Raw genomic sequence first — 19,031 nt, forward strand, 5'->3', positions numbered from 1 at the left:
ATTTAAACATTATCCGGCGCAAGCCGTTTTGGGAGTAACCAATCAATGGTTGCCATTCAACACAGTACACTTTTGGCTCCAATCGATCCTGCGGACATTGTAGTTCGGCCCGCCCATGAAGACGATGTGGCTGGCATGAGTGAATTGGTAGCTGAAAATGTGCGGGCTGGGCATTTATTACCCCGTTCCGCTGACGAAATTCGTGCTTCTTTAGCAAATTGGGTAGTTGCCTGCCATGGCCAACGGGTGATTGGCATCGGCTCGTTGTTGCTGATGAATCCTGATCTGGTTGAGGTTCGCTCATTAGCTGTGGCAACCGAGTATCGTGCCGCTGGCGTAGGAGCCAAAATTGTGCTCGAACTGGTTGCCCAAGCCAAATTGCGCCGCATTCATACCGTTTTTGCCTTGACCCGCGCTGTCTCGTTTTTTGTGCGCTTGGGATTTAGCATCACCGACAAAGAACGCTTCCCCGAAAAGGTTTGGCGCGATTGTGTCAAGTGTCCACTCGTCACCTGCTGTGACGAAACCGCCGTCGTTTGGGAACATTAATTAAATCAAAAGTCAAAGGGCAAAAATCAAAATGTCCCTATGAAGCATTACAATTCGATGATTAGCCTACGATTTTGCCTTTTGCTTTTTGCCTTCTGCCTTTCATAAGGAGTTCATTGGTCATGTCGAATGCGACTGCAAATAAAGTTGTGCTGGCCTACTCTGGTGGTTTGGATACCAGCGTGATCGTGCCGTGGTTGAAGGAACACTATGGCTGTGAAGTCGTCTGCTATTGCGCCAATCTTGGCCAAGATGACGATCTGAGCGGCGTAGAGGCCAAAGCGATTGCTTCGGGCGCAAGTGCCTGCTATGTCGAAGATTTGCGCGAAGAATTTGTGCGCGATTTCTTGTTCCCGATGTTGCAATCAGGTGCAACCTACGAACGCACCTACTTGCTCGGCACAAGCATCGCCCGCCCATTGATCGCTCGTGGTCAGGTGCAAACCGCCTTGAAAGTTGGCGCTGATGCACTTTCTCACGGCTGCACGGGCAAAGGCAACGATCAAGTGCGCTTTGAATTGACCTACATGGCCTTGGCTCCGCATATGAAAATTATCGCCCCATGGCGTGAATGGCATATTCGCTCACGGGAAGATGCATTGGATTATGCTGCATTACATAATGTGCCAGTCACCAGCACTCGCGCCTCGATCTACAGTCGCGATGGCAATATTTGGCACTTGAGCCATGAAGGTGGCTCGTTGGAAGATCCATGGTTAGAACCAGAATTGACCATGTTCCAACGCACCGTGACCCCTGAAGAAGCTCCCGATTTACCAGAATACTTGGAAATTGGCTTCGAACGTGGTATTCCGGTGAGTGTGAATGGCGAGCAACTTGGCCCCGTGGCGTTGCTGCAAACCCTTAACGACATTGGCGCTCGTCATGGCGTTGGTCGCGTCGATTTGGTCGAAAATCGCTTGGTTGGCATGAAAAGCCATGGCGTATACGAAACACCAGGCGGTACATTGCTCTATCGTGCCCACCAAGGCCTCGAAGAATTGGCGCTTGATCGCGAAACCTTGCACTTCAAAGATACCTTGGCAATCCGCTTCTCAGAGTTGATTTACAACGGTCAATGGTGGTCGCCGTTGCGCTATGCCTTGTCGGCCTTCTTCACTGAAACCCAAAAGAACGTTACAGGCGTGACTCGCTTGAAAGTCTTCAAAGGTGGCGTGTATTTGGTTGGGCGCAAGGCTGAACGCAGCTTGTACGTACCCGATTTGGCAACCTTCAGCGAAGATGCCGTTTATAACCAAGCCGATGCTGAAGGCTTTATCAAGCTCTTTGGCTTGCCTCAAAAAGTCGAAGCCTTAACCTCAGGAGCCGAATAAGCATGAGTATCTTTCGTTTTGCCGCCGGCTTCCGCAGTGCTGCGGGGCGATGTGGCTTGAAGGCCAGTGGTAATCCTGATTTAAGCTTACTTGTTGCTGATAATGTTTGCACCGGGGCTGGGGTTTTTACTACCAGCCTCGTCAAAGCCGCGCCAGTGCTCTACGATCAAGCAGTTTTGGCCGAGCATGCCAGCGAAATTCGGGCAATTATTGCCAATGCTGGCTGTGCCAACGCTTGTACCGGAGCGCAGGGCGATGCGGCGGCTCGTGAGATGGCACGTTTAGCGGCTGAAGCAGTTGGTTGCGAGCCACACCAAGTTTTGGTGCTCTCAACGGGCGTAATCGGCCATCAACTGAATGTTGAAAAAGTTGCCAAGGGCGTGGCGGCAATTGCGCCTGAACTGGGCGTTGAGCATGCTCCAGCGCTGTCCGAGGCGATTATGACCACCGATACCCGCCCCAAAACGTCGAGCGCCACGGCGGTGATCGATGGAGTTGAGGTAACGGTAGCTGGGGTGGCCAAAGGCGCAGGCATGATCCATCCGATGATGGCAACCATGCTTTCAATTGTCACCACCGATGCAGCAATCGATGCCGATTTGGCCCAAAGTTTGTTGCGCGAAGTCACCGATGCATCATTTAACTGTGTAACGGTGGATGGCGACCCGAGTACCAACGATACGCTATTGTTGTTGGCCTCAGGCGTGAGTGGTGTGACGATCAATGCCAGTAATATTGCAGCCTTCCGCCAAGCGCTTGAAATTGTCTGCATTGATTTGGCCAAACAAATTGCTGCCGATGGCGAAGGCGCAACCAAGCTGATTACGATTACGGTTGATCATGCGCCGAGTGTGGCTGCCGCCCGCACCGTTGCCCGCAAAATTGCCTGCTCACCCTTGGTCAAAACCGCGATTCACGGCGGCGATCCCAATTGGGGGCGAATTTTGGCAGCAGCCGGAGTCGCGGGTGTGCCATTCGATCCCAGCCACGTTGAATTGTGGTTGGGCGAGGTGCAATTAGTTGCTGGTGGCACGCCCACCAACTACAACGAACGCGAAGCCGCCAGCCAAATCGGCGGCCAACAAGTGGCAATTCGCCTAAATCTTGGGGCTGGCGCGGCCACTGGCTACGCTTGGACCTGCGATTTTAGCGCGGAATATGTGCGAATTAACGCTGATTATCGGACGTAGAGGTTGGGGATCGGGGATCGGTTATTGGGGATCGGGAGTTTTAACCCAGAGGCACAGAGATGAGTAGGCTATAGGCTATGTGTAATGGTTATAGCATTAACAACGGCTTGCATGCCCTCACCCCCTAGCCCCTAGCCCGCCCGCGAGGCGAGGGGGAACCGCGCTCGGAGTGATCCCCTCGCCCGCCGCAGTGGGAGAGGGGCTGGGGGTGAGGGGGCGAAATTCACTGCGAACCGTATAAACCATTACAGCTATAGGCTAGTGGAATTTCGTTGGAAGATCAACAAAAGCCTATAGCCTTACCGATCCCCAATCCCCAGCTACCGACATCCAAATAACGAGGTAACCAAACCATGTGGGGTGGACGATTTAGTGGCTCGTTGGCTGAGCATATGCGCTTATTCAACGATTCGTTTCCAATCGATCGGCGCTTATGGGCCGAGGATATTCGCGGCTCAATTGCTTGGGCCAATGGCTTAGAACGCGCTGGCATTTTGCAAGCCGCCGAATGCCAAGAACTGATCGCAGGCTTGCGCCAAGTCTATCAAGAGTTTGAAGAAGGCCTGTTTTTGCCATTAACCAGCGACGAAGATATTCACACGGCGGTCGAACGCCGCTTGGGTGATTTTATCGGAGCCTTGGCGGGCAAATTGCATACTGGCCGCTCCCGCAACGATCAAGTGGCGACCGATACCCGTTTGTGGACATTGGGCGCACTCAAATTGGCCGATGATCTTATTCGTGATGTGCAAGCGGCCTTGCTGGAACAAGCCAAAGCGGTTGGCGAAGCAATGTTACCTGGCTATACCCACCTGCAACGGGCGCAGCCAGTCTTGTTATCGCACGCACTTTTAGCCCATTTTTGGCGTTTAGATCGCGATCGCCAACGCTTGCACGATGCAACCAAGCGCGTCAGCGTACTGCCGTTAGGCTCAGGCGCACTGGCTGGTACAGCCTTCGCGGTTGATCGGGCGGCACTGGCAGCCGAATTAGGCTTTACCAGCATCAGCCAAAATAGCCTCGATGCTACCAGTGATCGCGATTATATTGTCGAAATTTTGGCGGCAATCGCGCTGTTGGGTGTCCACATTAGCCAGCTCGCCGAGGATTGGATCATCTGGAGCAGCTCGGAATGGGGTTTTGTCGCGCTAGACGATGCCTATTCAACTGGCTCAAGTTTAATGCCGCAGAAGAAAAACCCTGATTCGTTGGAGTTGGCTCGTGGCAAATCTGGCCGTTTGATCGGCAATTTAATTACCGTTTTGACCTTGCTCAAAGGCCTGCCATCGGCCTACGACAAAGATTTACAAGAAGATAAAGCGCCCTTATTCGATGCGATCGATACATTAAGCCTGACGTTACCAGTGGTTGCAGGTGCAATTCGTACCGCTCGTTTCAACACCGAACGCATGGAATCGGCGCTTGATGATGCAATGCTGGCAACCGATGTAGCCGATGAATTGGTACGCCGGGGAGTGCCATTCCGCGAGGCGCATCATATTGCTGGGCGTTTGGTGCGCGAAGCCGAACAACGTGGGGTTGGCATGCGCCAATTGCCTGCCGAAAGCTTCGTAGCCGCCCACCCAAGCCTGACCGATGTTGCTGGTTTATTCGATTTTGCTCGTTCCGTCGCCATGCGCGACGTACCTGGTGGAACAGCGCCCAACGCCGTGCGCGACCAACTGATTGCTGCTCAACACGTTTTAGCAGAAGGTTGAGGTGGCTGCTAGCACCCTCGCCCTGCCGTTAATCAAACGGAGGCTTCCCAATGACACACCCACTTCTTGGTCGCGATTTACTGGCCTTGGCGGATTGGAACGACACTGAATTATTCGACGTGCTGGAAACTGCCGCCGAACTCAAACTACGCCAACAACGCCGCAAAGCTCACCCTCTTTTGGCCAACCGCACCTTGGCGATGATTTTCGAAAAGCCCTCAACCCGCACCCGCGTTGGCTTTGAATCGGCGATGGTTCAACTCGGCGGGCATGGCATCTACCTCAGCCCACGTGATACCCAAATTGGCCGCGGTGAGACGATTGGCGACACTGCTCGGGTACTGAGCCGCATGTGCGATGCGATTATGGCACGGGTCAATGATCATGCAACGTTGGTCGAGTTGGCTCAGGCAGCCGATGTGCCAGTGATCAACGGGCTTTCCGATTGGCTGCATCCAGTGCAAGCACTTGCCGATGCCCTGACCATTCGCGAGCATTTTGGCAGCTGCCAAGGCGTAAAATTAGTCTATCTCGGCGATCCCAATAATGTTTCCAATTCGTTGCTTGAGCTTGCCCCACGCTTGGGTATGGATTTTGCGATCGGCACGCCATTTGTGGCCAATGTTGATCAGCATTTGTTGGCCCAAGCTCGCCTGCAAGCCGCTGCCAATGGCACCAAAATCATTATCACCAATGATCCCTTGGAAGCCGTAAAAGATGCCGATGTGTTGTATACCGATGTCTGGGTCAGTATGGGTCAAGTCGTGGCCGAAGGTCATTTGGAAGCCTTACAACCATTTCAAATTAATGCTGAGCTTTTAGCCGCAGCGCGGGCTGGAGCCAAAGTTATGCACTGTTTGCCAATGCATCGCGGCGAAGAAATTAGCGCTGATATTGCCGATGGCGAACGTTCGATTGTGTTTGATCAAGCTGAAAATCGCTTGCATACCCACAAAGCCGTTTTGGTTGCAACCATCGCTGGCTTAGCCTTACGCCGCACCAAGCGCCTAGCGGCCTAAGCTGAGGGATCGGTTGTCAGGGGTTAGGGTTCAGGCGGACGGAACCACGAAGGATATGAAAGGGAGAGATGAGGATCGGTTATTGGGGGACGGGGATCGGGAATCATCTATTGCTAAGTTCATCAAAAAACCGCTGTTTACCACCAATCGTCCTTTAGGGGGTGCAGGGGGATGAAAACCCCTTGCGTCTCCCTCCGGCGGAGGGACGGAAGGGTGGTGAAATAATCAGGCATCAGTTGTCAGGGGCTAGGGTTCAGGCATATGGAACCGCGAAGGACGCAAAGAGCGCGAAGGCGCGAGTGAAGAGGAGTGATGATGTATAAATAGTAAATGAAATTAATAAATCCTCATTTTTCAAGCCATCCGTTAAGGCCAAACCAGGCGTAGACTGAGCTATGGACTGAAATTCATGTGAGGATGAACGATGAATCATTTACAACAGTATCTGGTCGATGAGTTCGTCGAGGATTATCAAGAAGGGCTGATTAGTCGGCGGCAGGCCTTGAAGAAAATCGCAGGTATTACGGGACTAGTGGTAGCAACCCAGTTGTTGGCAGCCTGTGGCGATCCTGCTACGCCTGCAACGGCAACCAGTGCCCCCAACCCAACTACCGCGCCAACTGCCACGACTGCCGCTGCAACTGAAGCCACGCCAACCACCGCCAGTACAGGCGGCAGCGTGCCCAACAGCGTGGCCGAAAATGATCCAGCGATCAAAGCGGCAATGGTGGAGTTTGCTGGCGGCGACGGTCAGTTAATGGCCTATCTGGCGCAGCCGGTTGGTGATGGTGCATTTCCAGTTGTGTTGGTTTGCCACGAAAACCGTGGGCTTACGCCGCACATTCAAGATGTTGCGCGACGGGTCGCCAAGGCTGGCTATATTGGCTTAGCTGTCGATTTGCTCTCGCGTGAAGGCGGCACGGCCAGCATTACCGACGCTGATAGTGTGCCTGGCTTGCTCAGCGGTGCACCACCCGAGCGCCATGTAGCCGATTTCAAGGCCGGAGTCGAGTATCTCAAAACCCAGTCGTTTGCCGACACCAGCAACATTGGCATGGTTGGGTTTTGCTTTGGTGGTGGGGTTACCTGGTTGGTTGCGGCGGGCATGCCCGAATTAAAAGCCGCCGTGCCATTTTACGGCCCACCAGTGCCAAGCAGCGAAATTCCCAAAATCAATGCCCCAGTTTTGGCAATTTACGCCGAACAGGATGATCGAATTACCAGCACGGTAGCTGAGGTTGAAGCAGCAATGCAACAAAACAACAAAGTCTATCGCAAAGAAATTTATCCTGGGGTCAATCACGCTTTTCATAATGATACTGGACAGCGGTATAATGCAGAGGCTGCCCAAGCGGCGTGGGCTGAAACGCTGGCTTGGTTTAAGCAATATTTGGTCTAGTCGATAGCATCCAGCAGCTTTTTCTGCTCGCACTCATCGACGACGATGGGTGCTTTTTGATCGGCTAAAATAAGGCTTTTCGGCTATACTGCCGCTAGATATTAACTGTAATGGTTTATGACCTTAAAAAACGCTGGTATTCCCTCACCCCAACCCCTCTCCCACGGAGCGGGAGAGGGGAGTACGAGTGGCGATTCCCCCTCGCCTCGCGTGCGGGAGAGGGGGCTAGGGGGTGAGGGAAGGCGATTCATTGCCAACCGAATCAACCATTACAATTAACCAATTGGAGTTTTAATAATGTATACCTTTGCTCGCTTCGAGCAAGCCATTCGCGAGGCCTTGCTTGCCACCAATTTAATTAGCGCCGCCGATATTGATTTAGGCGCACCCAAAGCTGCTGGCGTACAGGCCGATTTAGCCTTGCCTTGTTTTCGTGCTGCCAAAAGCCGTGGCAGCACCCCTGCTCAAGTTGCCCAAGAATTAGTTGCCGCGCTGCAATTTGCCCCCGATAGTTTGGTTGCCAGTGCGACTATTTCTGGCCCCTATGTTAATTTCAATCTCAACCCTCAAACCTTTGCTAAAGCCGTTTTGGCCGATATTCAGGCTGGCGGCGCAACCTATGGCAGTAGCACCAAGGGCAACAATCGCAAAGTAATTGTCGAATATTCATCGCCCAATATTGCCAAGCGTATGCACGTTGGTCATATTCGCTCAACGATCATCGGCCAAGCGATTGCCAATCTCTACCAACGCTTGGGCTACGAAGTGATTCGCGATAATCACTTAGGCGATTATGGCAAACAATTCGGGGTCAATATTGCCGCCACCTTGCGTTTTGGCAAGCCCGAAGGCGAAGGTGAGGCCGTGCTCGCAGCGATTGAAGAACAATACAAACGCTATAATTTGTTGATGAAGGGCGCAGTTGCCGAAGATACCGAGTATGACCCTGATTCAGATGCTGGCTTGGATGATGAAGCCCGCGCTTGGTCGTTGAAATTAGAACAGGGCGATCCCCAAGCAGTTGAAATTTGGCAATGGATGGTTGATTTGACCAAAACTGCCAATCAGCCCAATTATGATCGTTTGGGCGTGCATTTCGATCTGCAACATGGCGAAAGTTTTTACAAAGATATGTTGGCCGAAATCATCAGCGATGCTGGCGAGAGTGAGCTGGCAGAACGTGATGGCAATGCTATTATTGTCAAAGATTTACCCGACCATCGCGGCAAAAAATTACCAACCTTTTTGATTCAGCGCTCGGATGGCGGCACGCTCTACATGACCCGCGATATTGCCACCATCAAATATCGTGAGCAAACTTACAATCCCGATGCGATGATTTACATTGTGGGTCAGCCACAAGAATTGCACTTCCGCCAAACCTTTGCCATCAGCAAGGCCTTGGGCTACACCGATGCCGAGTTGATTCATATTTCGTTTGGTACGGTGTTTGATGCCAAGGGCCAGCCACTTTCAACCCGCAAGGGCAATATGATCTATCTCGAAACCTTGCTGGATGAAGCCCGTAATCGCGCCAAAGCCTTGATTGAACAAAAAATGGCTGAAGGCAAAACTCAACTTACCGCCGAATTGATCGATCAAGTTGCCGAGCAAGTTGGGGTTGGCGCGGTGATGTACAACGATTTGTACCAAGATACCAAGCGCAATATCACCGTCGATTGGGATCGCATGTTGGCATTCGAGGGCAATAGCTCGCCCTATTTGCAATATATGCATGCTCGTTGCTGCTCGATTCTGCGCGATTTTGGCAAATTACCCGCTAGCTACGATGGCAGTTTGTTGAGCCATTCAGCTGAAACTGGCTTGTTGAAAGAGCTTGCCCGTTTGCCACAAATTATTGAAGAAGCAGCGGCACGGTATGCGCCGTTCGTGGTCGCCGATTGGCTGTATGCCACGGCGCGGGCCTTCTCGGCTTTCTACGATGCCTGTTCAGTGCTCAAAGCCGAAACGCCAGAGTTACGGGTTGCACGTGGTCATGTAGTTGCCGCCACCGCCCAAGCGCTCCGCAATGGTTTAGCGTTGCTCTCAATTGCTGCTCCTGAACGCATGTAAAAACGTGGCTGTAGGCTTTGGGCTATCGGCTTATTGGTGTACCTACCAATCGTCGATAGCCCAAAGCCTACAGCTAATCATCATATATTCGATGGATCATAAGGACCAACTCTATGACTGATTCTAGCGCAGTATGGGTTGGTGAAGCTAAGCGTTATGATCAAACGCGCCCGACACCACCCTTGGTCTTGATCGATATTCTGACGCAGTTGATCCATATTCCATGCCCCGAACTCGTGGTTGATTTGGGGTGTGGTACGGGTCGCTCAACGACGATCTGGAACGAACGGGCAGCACAAGTCATTGGAATTGAGCCAAGTGAGCCAATGCGCAGTGTGGCAATCCAAAATCTTGCGACCCTTACTTCATCTACAACTATCAGCTACCAAGATGGAGTAGCACACCAAACGGGTTTTGAATCTAACAGTGTGGATATTGTTACCTGTGCTCAAGCCTTTCACTGGATGGAACCAACGGCAACGCTGGCTGAAATTGCTCGCATTCTTCGACCTGGCGGTGTGTTTGCAGCTTATGATTATAGCTGGCCACCAACCATTCATTGGGAAATTGATCAGATTTTTCAAGAGGTTGATCGGCGGTTTGAGCACCTAATTGCAACTCGTGGTACACCAGCGGAACGCCCAGGTTGGGCCAAAGAGCAACATCTTGAGCGCATGCAGCAGAGTAGAGTATTTCAACATACCCAAGAATTAGTGCTCCATCATTGCGAATATGGCGATGCGAATCGTTTTATTGGCCTGATCTTGAGTAGTGGATACAGCCATCAGCTCAAGCATGGCACGGTTACTGAGCAGGAAATTGGGTTTGATCGGCTCAGGCAAGTAGCCCACGAGCTGATTGGCAAGCAGCCAATTCCGTGGTATTTCAGCTACCATGTGCGAATTGGCATTCGTTAGATTCGCTCAATTCGCGCAGAATTTGAATATATGGCGATCGACTATCGGCTTTGGGCTGTTGGATTGCTGGTGTTCCTATCAACGAGGCTGCGATAGCCGAGTGCTAATCGCCATAGTTGCTTTGCACCTCTGCGTTAACATCTAGTCCCTGATCGCTGAATCCTGATCCCTCTATACTTTTGCCTTTTGACTTCTGCCTTTTGATTTTAAAATCCGTCTTTTGCCCGACCAATTTAGGACTTACGAATTGCCAACATTATGTTAGGATATGGAGTCGATACGACCTAAATTTGCTAGACTGATTTGGAGCCTGAAATGGACACTTTTGCTCGTTTTGAGCAAGCCATTCGTGATGCATTGCTTGACACCACGTTAATACCTGCCGACTTGATCGATTTAGTTGCCCCCAAAGCCAGCGGCGTGCAGGCAGACCTCGCCCTGCCATGTTTTCGGGTGGCCAAACTGCGCGGAATTAATCCGGCCCAATTTGCTCAGACTCTAGCAAATGCGCTTAAATTTACTCCTGAGAGCCTCGTGTTAAAAGCCTCGGCCTTGGGCGCGTATGTCAACTTTTCGCTCAATCCGGTTACCTTTGCCCAATCGGTGTTGCACGATATTAGCCAACGCAAAGCCGAGTATGGCCGTAGCACCAAAGGCCAAAACCAAGCGGTTGTGGTCGATTATTCGTCGCCCAATATTGCCAAACGCATGCGCGTCGATCACATTCGCTCAACCATGATTGGACAAGCGATTGTTAATATTTACCGTGCCTTGGGCTACCACGTGATTCGCATGAACCATTGGGGCGATTACGATCCTCAATTGGGCATTTCGTTGGCAGCCATGCAGCACTTTCAACATCGCAATGGCAATGGCGAAAGCATGTTAGCTTCGTTGGAGCAACAAACCCAACAATATCATGCCGATGATCAAGTGCACGATTTAGCTCAGGCTTGGGCTAGCAAACTGACCAAGGGCGAGCCGCAAGCGATCAAGCTTTTACAGCAGCTTGTTGATTTGAGTTTAACTGCCAACCAAGCCAATTATCGCCGTTTGGGCGTGGCCTTTGATGTGCAACATTGCGAGAGTTTTTATGCTCGCGAAGCCCAAGTGGTCATCAAAGAAGCTTTGCATTACCAAATTGCCCAACTCGATGGTCATGTGGCGGTCGTCAAGGATTTGCTCGATGAACAGGGCAAAGCATTACCAACTTTGTTGCTTAATCGCTCGGACGGCAGTAGTTTGTATATTACTCGTGATATTGCCGCAATTAAATATCGCGAGGAGCTATACCAACCCACTAAAATTATTTATGTGGTTAAGCAAGCGCAAGAATTGCATTTTCGCCAAGCCTTTACCATCAGCAAAACCCTTGGCTACACCAAAGCCGATCTGTCCCATGTGGCGTGTGGCATGATTCTAGGCCCAGAACGGCGCTCGCCCAGTGGCGCACGATTTAGCACCATGATTTATCTGGAGCCATTGTTGGATGAAGCCTGCACCCGCGCCAAAGCCTTGATCAAACAAAAAGCGCTTGAATCGAAAATCCCCTTTTCGAGCACAGAAATCAATGAAATTGCTGAGCAAGTTGGGGTTGGTGCAGTCATTTATCACAATTTACAGCACGATCCAGCCCACGATGTGGTGGTCGATTGGGAGCGCATGTTGGCCTTCGATGGCAATAGTTCAACCTATTTACAATATATGCATGCCCGTTGCTGCTCAATTTTGCGTGATTTCGGGCGCATTCCCCAAAACTACGATGGGCGGGTGCTGACTCATTCGGCTGAGCAAGCGTTGTTGAAAGAGCTAGCCCGCTTGCCGCAGGTAATTGTGGATGCAGCTGAGCGTTATGCGCCATTCGTGGTTTCCGATTGGCTGTATGCGACGGCCAAAGCTTTTGCGGTGTTCTACGATAGCTGCTCGGTTTTGAAAGCTGAAACTTTAGCGCTGCGAGCCGCACGGGGCCAATTGGTTGCTGCCACCGCCCAAGCCTTGCGCAACGGTTTAGGTCTACTCTCCATTGCCGCCCCCGAGCGGATGTAATTGGCAGATTTCCCTCGCTCCCCTTTTCCCCCTCTCCCACACGTGAGGAGAGGGGGAAACTGCACCTCTCCTCCGTGCTTCGGCGATTAAACTGCTCCTTATTGTTCAATTGCAACGTTTATGGCAAACTCACGTAGAGAAGCGCGAGAGCCACGACAACAAAGGAGTGTCATCATGATCAAAGTTCTGCTACTTGGGTTGGTACTTTGTGCCGTTGTGCTTATCGTAGGCTTGGTAATTGCGGCATTTGTTGCCAAAAAGGTCTTACGCACCCGTAATCTTAAAGGCCTCTATAACCAATTTGCCTATCGCTTCAAAGGCTCGAAGCATCACTATCCGTCACGCAACCAATATTATCAATCACACGATTACAATCACTATCGCCCAAAGCATAAGAAGAAACACTACTATGGTCATCGCCACGGTCACGACGACGATTACGATGATGATTATGATGACGATTAGGAATTACTAAATTGGCATTGTAATTATTAACGAGAGGAGTAGGTATGCACTTTTCGTTTGATATTAGTGGCATTTGCTGTTGTATTCCGATTATTGCCTTGGTTGGATTGCTCATTTTCTGGGTAGTAAAAAAGCAATCTGGCTCACGATCACATTCACATAGCTCTGGTGTTTACTGGGGCTCGAGTTCGAGCGATGATTATAGCTCTAGCAACGATTCGCATTGGAGTTCCGATAGCAATAGCGGCGATTCCAGTGGTTCTTGGGGCGATTCCGGCGGTTCATCGGATAGCGGCGGCGATTCCAGCGATTAGCAATCGACGAGCAAGGAGAGAAATTCGATGGACTCATTTGAAATAGTATCAACGATCATGTCGATCTTTACACTAGTGTTTTTTCTTTTCGTATTTTCGATATTTGGCTTTGTGTTTTGGCATATTATCAAAAATGCCAGAAATCCCAATCGCTACCAATCGAATGTGTATTCGAATCGTCGGCATAATCGCCGACATCATGCTTCGTTTCATCAGCGCCATATGCACCCGTCATTGCATCAGCATCCATCGTTGCAGCATCACCAGCAGCATCACTTTGATTCCGATGATCTCGCGGCTGGGATTGGTATCGCAGCAGGCATGCACGTTGCTCAATCATGGGACTCCAATAATTCAGGTTGGGATAGTTCATCCAGCTTTGATAGCGGTTCCTGGTCGAACAACGATTCTGGTAGCTCATGGTCAAGCGGCGATTCGGGCGGCTCATGGTCAAGCGATTCGAGTAGTTCGTCTAGCTCGGATAGTTTCAGCGGCGATTCAAGCGGTTCTTGGTAATACGCGATGAATGGATTTATGATAGTAATCGGCCTTAGCTTGGCACTCGTGCTGTCTTTGCTCAGTATAATGTTGCTCGGTCGTCTTCGATCGGTGCGGCCAGCCAAAACTAAGCAACGCCGAATCCATCAATCCTATCCCTATTCAGCGCCGAACCCTAAAAGCAATAAAGCCAAACGTCGGGCTAAAGCACAACACAACAAACGTAATAAAGTGTATTCGAGCCAAATCCAACCGGATCAAGCCCAACATTCGCTCAATAATTCAGCCAGTAACGATCAATCCACGGCTGCCTCCTATGCAAGTTCGAGTAATGATTCGGCGTGGTCGGCAAGCTACGATTATTCACAATCAACCTATGATTCGTCCTCAAGTGGCGATTCGGCTGGCTCTTGGTCAAGCGATTCGAGTAGTTCATCGGATAGTAACAGTGGCGATTCAAGTGGCTCGTGGTGAGAGGATTTAACATGATTTTACAAAAACTTGCTCCACATAAACCAACCGTGATCGTTTGGCTTAGTTCACTAGCCTTGATCAGTATGCAGTTGCTCTTGCCCTTTACTACGCTTAGTTTTTTGTTGGCAATAGTGATCGTGCCTGGGTTTTTGTTGTCAAGTTATGTGATTTGGATTATCTTTTTTCGCCCACGCTCATTACAAGCTCGCTTAGAGCCGCGGCGTGCCCATGATCCCACCATTCCGCGTAAAAAGCCACGTTGGCGCTACAATACCTATCAAGATCCGCCAGTCCATTTGCCGAATGTGCATTGGAATCCGATTGATCCCGATTTTATCGATTTAGAGTCGCTGGCTCCGAATAATAGTTCATCAAGCTCAGGTGGTGGCGATTCGAGTGGCGCGTGGTAGCCATGGTACAATTGGCGCATAGGAAAGGGATTTACCGATGCGCCGATTGTTATGTTTGCTGATCATTCTGCTGCTCTGGCCGCATCCTGTGGCTGCTCAAACCAATCTTCCTCAATGGCTTGAACGCAAAACTACCTATATTTCTATTTTGTATCCCCAAGGCAGCGAAGCCGAAGCCGAGCGCTATGCTGGCTATAGCGACGCGATCTACGAGGAAGTTACGGCGGTCGTTGGCTATCGACCTGCCCCACCCTTGACGCTGCGCATCTACCCTACCAAAGAACTCTATCAACAGGTAAACCCGGCGGCCCGTTGGCTGGAAGGCATCGTGGCTCATGCCCACACTGGGCGACGCGAAATTAGCATTGCTGTGCAGCAAACTGTAGGCATGAGCGATGAAGAATTACGCAATAATGTGCGCCATGAATTAATGCATATCATTGCTGCCGAGCTTTCCGATGGCCGATTAAGTACGATGTGGCAGGAAGGCATTGCCCAATATGTTGAAGTGCCAACCAGCCAAAGCGGCTATAAAATTGCCTTGCTCAAACAAGCCCTCGAGAATAACGCGCTTGCGACCTGGCGCTTATTAGATAGTGCTGGCGCAGTCTACGATAATCCAGAACTGGGCTATCCACAAAGCTGGTCGATGGTCTCATTTTTGATTCAGCGTTATGGTATGGCACGATTTTTGGCTTTTTTAGAGGCGTTGCGCACGGCTAGTGGCTATCGTTCAGCCCTCAGCCAAGCCTATAGTCTTAGTGCCGAAAGCCTTGAAAGTGAATGGCTGGCTCAACTGCCAACCTGGATCGATGGTGGTTGGAAGCAAGCGCCGAGTGTCGCCTTCGATCAAGCGAGCATCGAAACAGCTCTGGCTGCTGGACGTTATAGCGAGGCCTTGACTGCCGCCGAAACCGCCCTGACGATCAAGGATGATCCGGCGATTGCGGCGCTGCGCGAACAAGCTCGCAAAGGCGTGCGAGCCGAAGATGCTGCTGCCGCCGCCCGCGTGGCGCTATTGGAAGGCCGTTATGCTGAGGCCAAAACCGCGATCGAACAAGCGTTGCCATTATTTGCTGATTTGGCGCGAATTGATCGCCAAAAGCTGCTGAATGATTACCTACAACGCGCTGACCAAGGCCTCAAAGCCCAGCAACTACTCGAAACCGCCCGCCGCGATTTGAATGGAATTCGCATAGTTGCTGCGCGTAATAATATTGAGCAAGCTGCTAATTTATTTAGCCAGCTTGGCGATAATAATGGGCGCAGCCAAGCCGCTCAGTTGCTTGAATCGCTTAATCTACGGCTAAAAATTGTGGGAATTGGCTTGATTGTGGTGGTTGGGTTGGGTTTAGCGTGGAATATTGATCGGCGACGAGCTATGCGCAAGCGGATGTTGCCGCTGTAGAGAGCATGCTGATGATGATTAATCTCAAAAATGCTGAACATTATGTTTGGGGCGATGGCTGCGACGGCTGGTTTTTACATAAATCAGCGGCGTTCACGCTGATTCAAGAGCGTGTGCCCGTTGGCAAAGCCGAGGTGCGCCATTACCACGAATATGCCGACCAAGTGTTTTATGTGTTGCAAGGGGTTGCGACACTTGAAGTTGATGGCATAATTCACCAGCTTCAAGCAGGCGATTCGTTGGCGATTCCGGTTGGAGCAGCCCATCAATTGAGCAATCAAGGCCCAGATGAGCTGCATTTTTTGCTGATTTCGCAACCAAATAGCCATGGTGATCGAGTGCTAGCGCCGCTAGAATCAGCTTGATGCTTGGGGGCGTAACTTTTTAAACATCCGCGCAGCCAATTCGCGTTCTGTTTGGCCGATGCTGCCGCTGAACCATAAGCCAGCGCCATAGATTAATCCGGTTACGACTCCTGCCAAATACACATTGATGCTGAGCAACAACCAGCCGATACCACCAGCCAGCAATGCTGCCAGCGCAGGCCGCCAAAATAAACTCGCCAAGTTGATGTTAATCTGTTCGCGGCGTAGTACCAGCCAGAGCGGCAAAAATAACACAAGCTCAGAAACAATCGTGATTGCGGCGGCGGCAAAATAGCTATAGCGTGGAATCAACCAAATATTCAAGCCCAAATTGACCATTGCAGTTAAACCAAAAGCCTTAGTAATTGCCTGTTTCTTGCCCAGCGCGATAATCACATATTGAGTCAGGCCATTCAGATAGCTGCCTGGTAAATACCAAATCGTAATCATCAAGGCATAGACGCTGCCTGGCAAATATTCAGGCCGATCGGCGAGCCATGTGGTTAGTGGCACAGCGATAATTGTAGCCACAACGGCGATGCCAAACGCTAAATTCAGCAACATACGCAATGTGCCAGCATAAGCCCGACTCATTCCAGCTCGATCATCGCCGGAACGGCGAATTAGCGTCGGGAAAATCGCGTTAACCACAATTGGCGGCACAATTTGGGTGAAATTAATCAGTTTATAGGCTACGCCATAGGTTGCCGAGACCACAAAGCCGTGGAAGGCGCTCAACAAAATGGTGTCGAAACGAAAAAAGATCGTCATCAACAAACTATTGAGCAAGAGCGGGTAGCCCTCTTTGAGCAAGGGTTTGGCGGGTAAGGTTGGGCCAAACCACGCTACTTCGGGGAAGAAACGCCGCATCGCCAGCCAAAATAAGAGGGCGCTGAGCAATGCTCCCGCCAAGGCTCCGCTAGCAATCCCAATAATGCCAAAGCCCAAAATCAAGGCAGTTAAGCGAAATGCTGCACTCCCAATATTGGTCAAAAGATTGACGACCGCAGCCGCGACCAAGCGCTCGTGGCCTTGCAACCAAGCGGTGACGCTGGCCGAAAGTGCCGCCGGAAACAAGGTCAGCATCAAAATTGTGATCACCGTAATTTGCTGACTGGTCAGGCCAACCGCCGTAATCTCAGCCTGCGCCAAGCCGTTGTAGATCAGCACAAAAATCACGGCAATTGGCAAGGCTAAAATTGCAAAACGCAAACGGAGCCAGAGCGTTGTGCGAAATGTTTGGGGCGCTTGGCTTGGCTGGCGCACAATTTCGTGCGTTGCCAAAACCGTTAAGCCCCAATCGGCAATTGTGCCAAAATAATTGACGACAATCACTGCCGCAAAGTCGTAGGCTCCAACGGTTTCGGCAGCCAAAAAGCGATAAAGAATCATCGCAAAGACCAAATCAAGCATGCGACTGGCCATTTGTAGAGCAAAGGGAATACTAGTGTTGCGGCCAATCGTGCTCAAATGGTCGTCAGTTGCTTGGCGTGGCTTGCTCCAACGGCGAATGCCTGCCAAGGTTAAGCCCAATAAGCCTACCAGCCCCAAACTGAATAAGCCTACCAAAACCCAGCTTCGCAATGAAACTGTTGGTAGGCTTAGGAATTGTAGTGCCACACAGAACTCCCTTGGAAGCATTAGACAAGCCGTTTTTGGCCCCAAATCAGCACATGCATTTGCGGCAGCACGCGCACATTGAACGGTCGCCATTCAGGCAATTGAGCACGTTCGGCCAGCCATTCGAGAGCATGAGCATAATCGCGCTCGGCCCAGCGACCTTCTGGCTGCCAAATAATTGGCAATTGAGCCTCGGCAAAAGCCTGATGTTCACTGACAAATTGATGCAATTGAGCTAAATCGCTCTCGCCAGTGATCACAAATTTCCATTGTTGCTGTTCGGCTGGCAATTGCATAAATTGGCGTAACGGTTCGAGCCGCAACATGCCGGTGTTGGCTCCGGCCAATTTTGGCGATAAGCTCCAGAGATTGATCAACTCAACCAGTTCGGGGCGAAAGAGGGTGCTATTAGTTTCAACTGTGAGATGATGGCCAGCAGCTCGAAGGGTTTGAGCCAAGGCTGGCAATTCGCGCTGCAACATTGGCTCGCCGCCAGTTAATACGACATGGCGTGCTCCTTGGTCGGCAATGCGCTGCGCGAGGGTCGCAATTGGCAAATCTTCCCATTTACCGCCCTCTTTGACGCTCCATGAATATTTGGTATCGCACCAGCTACAGCGCAAATTGCAGGCAAAAAAGCGTACAAACGTGGTTGGCACACCCATCAAGGTGCCTTCACCTTGGACTGAGCGATAAACTTCCATCACATTCATGGCTGGGCCTCGCGTTCGGCACGGCTAATTTCAACATAGCCACTGGCAGTCTCCCACAGCCGGATTCTCCATAGCAAGGCGGCAAATTCAGGCGCTTGCTGTTCAAGCTGATCCCACATCCAATGGGCGATATTTTCGGCGGTGCTGGGCACACTCAAAAAATCGTTAAGATTATAGTGATCAACGCGAGCAATAATAATTTCGTTGACCAACTGCTTAATTTGTTCTAAATCAATCACCATGCCATCATCGCTTTGACCACGAGTGGGCTGAATCAGCCCACGCACACTGACCTCTAATAAATAGGAATGGCCATGTAACCGCGCACATTTGCCGCGATGATTGGGGAGTTGATGGGCTGCTTCGAAGCGAAATTGTTTGGTAAGAATCGCGTACATATCATCTACTAGGTGTTTAAATGTCAAAAAAAGCGCCAACGGTTGACGCACATGGCTATTGTACCATGGGGACGGGGCAAGTAGAACATAGAGCAAAGAACATAGAACATATTTAACCACG

General features: G+C 50.9%; 18 protein-coding genes. 14 read left to right on the forward strand and 4 right to left on the reverse strand.

The window, feature by feature from the left end; all coding sequences use genetic code 11:
* Positions 1-45: 45 nt before the first annotated feature.
* The 10 genes from DEF47_RS01255 (at position 46) to DEF47_RS01300 (ending at position 12,710) form a co-directional block, all read left to right on the forward strand.
* Complete coding sequence (locus DEF47_RS01255) at positions 46-549, forward strand: GNAT family N-acetyltransferase (RefSeq protein ID WP_012191665.1); 504 nt, start codon at positions 46-48, stop codon at positions 547-549.
* A gap of 122 nt (positions 550-671) precedes the next feature.
* Entirely contained in the window at positions 672-1,883 is a 1,212-nt protein-coding gene (locus DEF47_RS01260) for an argininosuccinate synthase (protein WP_012191664.1), read from the forward strand.
* A gap of 2 nt (positions 1,884-1,885) precedes the next feature.
* The gene (gene argJ, locus DEF47_RS01265) at positions 1,886-3,073 is read left to right on the forward strand and encodes a bifunctional glutamate N-acetyltransferase/amino-acid acetyltransferase ArgJ (RefSeq protein WP_012191663.1); all 1,188 of its coding nucleotides are present in this window, start codon (positions 1,886-1,888) and stop codon (positions 3,071-3,073) included.
* 353 nt (positions 3,074-3,426) lie between these two features.
* Positions 3,427-4,791, forward strand: coding sequence for an argininosuccinate lyase (gene argH, locus DEF47_RS01270; protein ID WP_012191662.1), 1,365 nt, complete (start codon positions 3,427-3,429; stop codon positions 4,789-4,791).
* Between the two features lie 50 nt (positions 4,792-4,841).
* Positions 4,842-5,810 carry an ornithine carbamoyltransferase gene (gene argF, locus DEF47_RS01275; RefSeq protein ID WP_012191661.1) on the forward strand — a complete coding sequence of 323 codons (969 nt, stop codon included), beginning with the start codon at positions 4,842-4,844 and terminating at the stop codon, positions 5,808-5,810.
* A 424-nt stretch (positions 5,811-6,234) separates the two neighbouring features.
* Positions 6,235-7,209, forward strand: a complete 975-nt coding sequence (locus tag DEF47_RS01280; protein WP_012191660.1) for a dienelactone hydrolase family protein — start codon at positions 6,235-6,237, stop codon at positions 7,207-7,209.
* 297 nt (positions 7,210-7,506) lie between these two features.
* On the forward strand, positions 7,507-9,282 hold the full coding sequence (argS, locus tag DEF47_RS01285; protein ID WP_012191659.1) for an arginine--tRNA ligase: 1,776 nt from the start codon (positions 7,507-7,509) through the stop codon (positions 9,280-9,282).
* A 113-nt stretch (positions 9,283-9,395) separates the two neighbouring features.
* A complete protein-coding gene (locus DEF47_RS01290) occupies positions 9,396-10,199 on the forward strand; it encodes a class I SAM-dependent methyltransferase (protein ID WP_012191658.1) in 804 nt (267 codons plus the stop codon).
* A 315-nt stretch (positions 10,200-10,514) separates the two neighbouring features.
* Complete coding sequence (gene argS, locus DEF47_RS01295) at positions 10,515-12,245, forward strand: arginine--tRNA ligase (protein ID WP_012191657.1); 1,731 nt, start codon at positions 10,515-10,517, stop codon at positions 12,243-12,245.
* Between the two features lie 174 nt (positions 12,246-12,419).
* Complete coding sequence (locus tag DEF47_RS01300; protein ID WP_012191656.1) at positions 12,420-12,710, forward strand: hypothetical protein; 291 nt, start codon at positions 12,420-12,422, stop codon at positions 12,708-12,710.
* A gap of 441 nt (positions 12,711-13,151) precedes the next feature.
* Here DEF47_RS01300 and DEF47_RS01305 read toward each other — a convergent pair whose 3' ends face one another.
* The gene (locus DEF47_RS01305; protein WP_041304812.1) at positions 13,152-13,364 is read right to left on the reverse strand and encodes a hypothetical protein; all 213 of its coding nucleotides are present in this window, start codon (positions 13,362-13,364) and stop codon (positions 13,152-13,154) included.
* Positions 13,365-13,609: 245 nt separating this feature from the next.
* On the opposite strand from DEF47_RS01305, the gene DEF47_RS01310 reads away from it, so the two are divergent.
* The 4 genes from DEF47_RS01310 to DEF47_RS01325 are packed head-to-tail and all read left to right on the forward strand — an operon-like array spanning position 13,610 to position 16,179.
* Positions 13,610-13,996: a hypothetical protein gene (locus DEF47_RS01310; RefSeq protein ID WP_287044923.1), complete on the forward strand. Its 387-nt coding sequence runs from the start codon at positions 13,610-13,612 to the stop codon at positions 13,994-13,996.
* An 11-nt stretch (positions 13,997-14,007) separates the two neighbouring features.
* The gene (locus DEF47_RS01315) at positions 14,008-14,406 is read left to right on the forward strand and encodes a hypothetical protein (protein WP_012191652.1); all 399 of its coding nucleotides are present in this window, start codon (positions 14,008-14,010) and stop codon (positions 14,404-14,406) included.
* 37 nt (positions 14,407-14,443) lie between these two features.
* Complete coding sequence (locus DEF47_RS01320; RefSeq protein ID WP_012191651.1) at positions 14,444-15,814, forward strand: peptidase MA family metallohydrolase; 1,371 nt, start codon at positions 14,444-14,446, stop codon at positions 15,812-15,814.
* Between the two features lie 11 nt (positions 15,815-15,825).
* Positions 15,826-16,179, forward strand: coding sequence for a cupin domain-containing protein (locus DEF47_RS01325; RefSeq protein WP_287044924.1), 354 nt, complete (start codon positions 15,826-15,828; stop codon positions 16,177-16,179).
* Here the strand turns inward: DEF47_RS01325 and DEF47_RS01330 are convergent.
* The 3 genes from DEF47_RS01330 to queD are packed head-to-tail and all read right to left on the reverse strand — an operon-like array spanning position 16,171 to position 18,910.
* On the reverse strand, positions 16,171-17,799 hold the full coding sequence (locus DEF47_RS01330) for a flippase (protein WP_012191649.1): 1,629 nt from the start codon (positions 17,797-17,799) through the stop codon (positions 16,171-16,173). The two genes, DEF47_RS01325 and DEF47_RS01330, sit on opposite strands and share 9 nt — an antisense overlap.
* 20 nt (positions 17,800-17,819) lie before the next feature.
* Complete coding sequence (locus DEF47_RS01335) at positions 17,820-18,512, reverse strand: 7-carboxy-7-deazaguanine synthase QueE (RefSeq protein ID WP_012191648.1); 693 nt, start codon at positions 18,510-18,512, stop codon at positions 17,820-17,822.
* Positions 18,509-18,910, reverse strand: coding sequence for a 6-carboxytetrahydropterin synthase QueD (gene queD, locus DEF47_RS01340; protein ID WP_012191647.1), 402 nt, complete (start codon positions 18,908-18,910; stop codon positions 18,509-18,511). Before queD ends, DEF47_RS01335 begins: the two co-directional genes overlap by 4 nt.
* Positions 18,911-19,031: the final 121 nt, after the last annotated feature.

Source organism: Herpetosiphon sp., from assembly GCF_003512625.1.
Classification (GTDB): Bacteria; Chloroflexota; Chloroflexia; order Chloroflexales; family Herpetosiphonaceae; genus Herpetosiphon; species Herpetosiphon aurantiacus.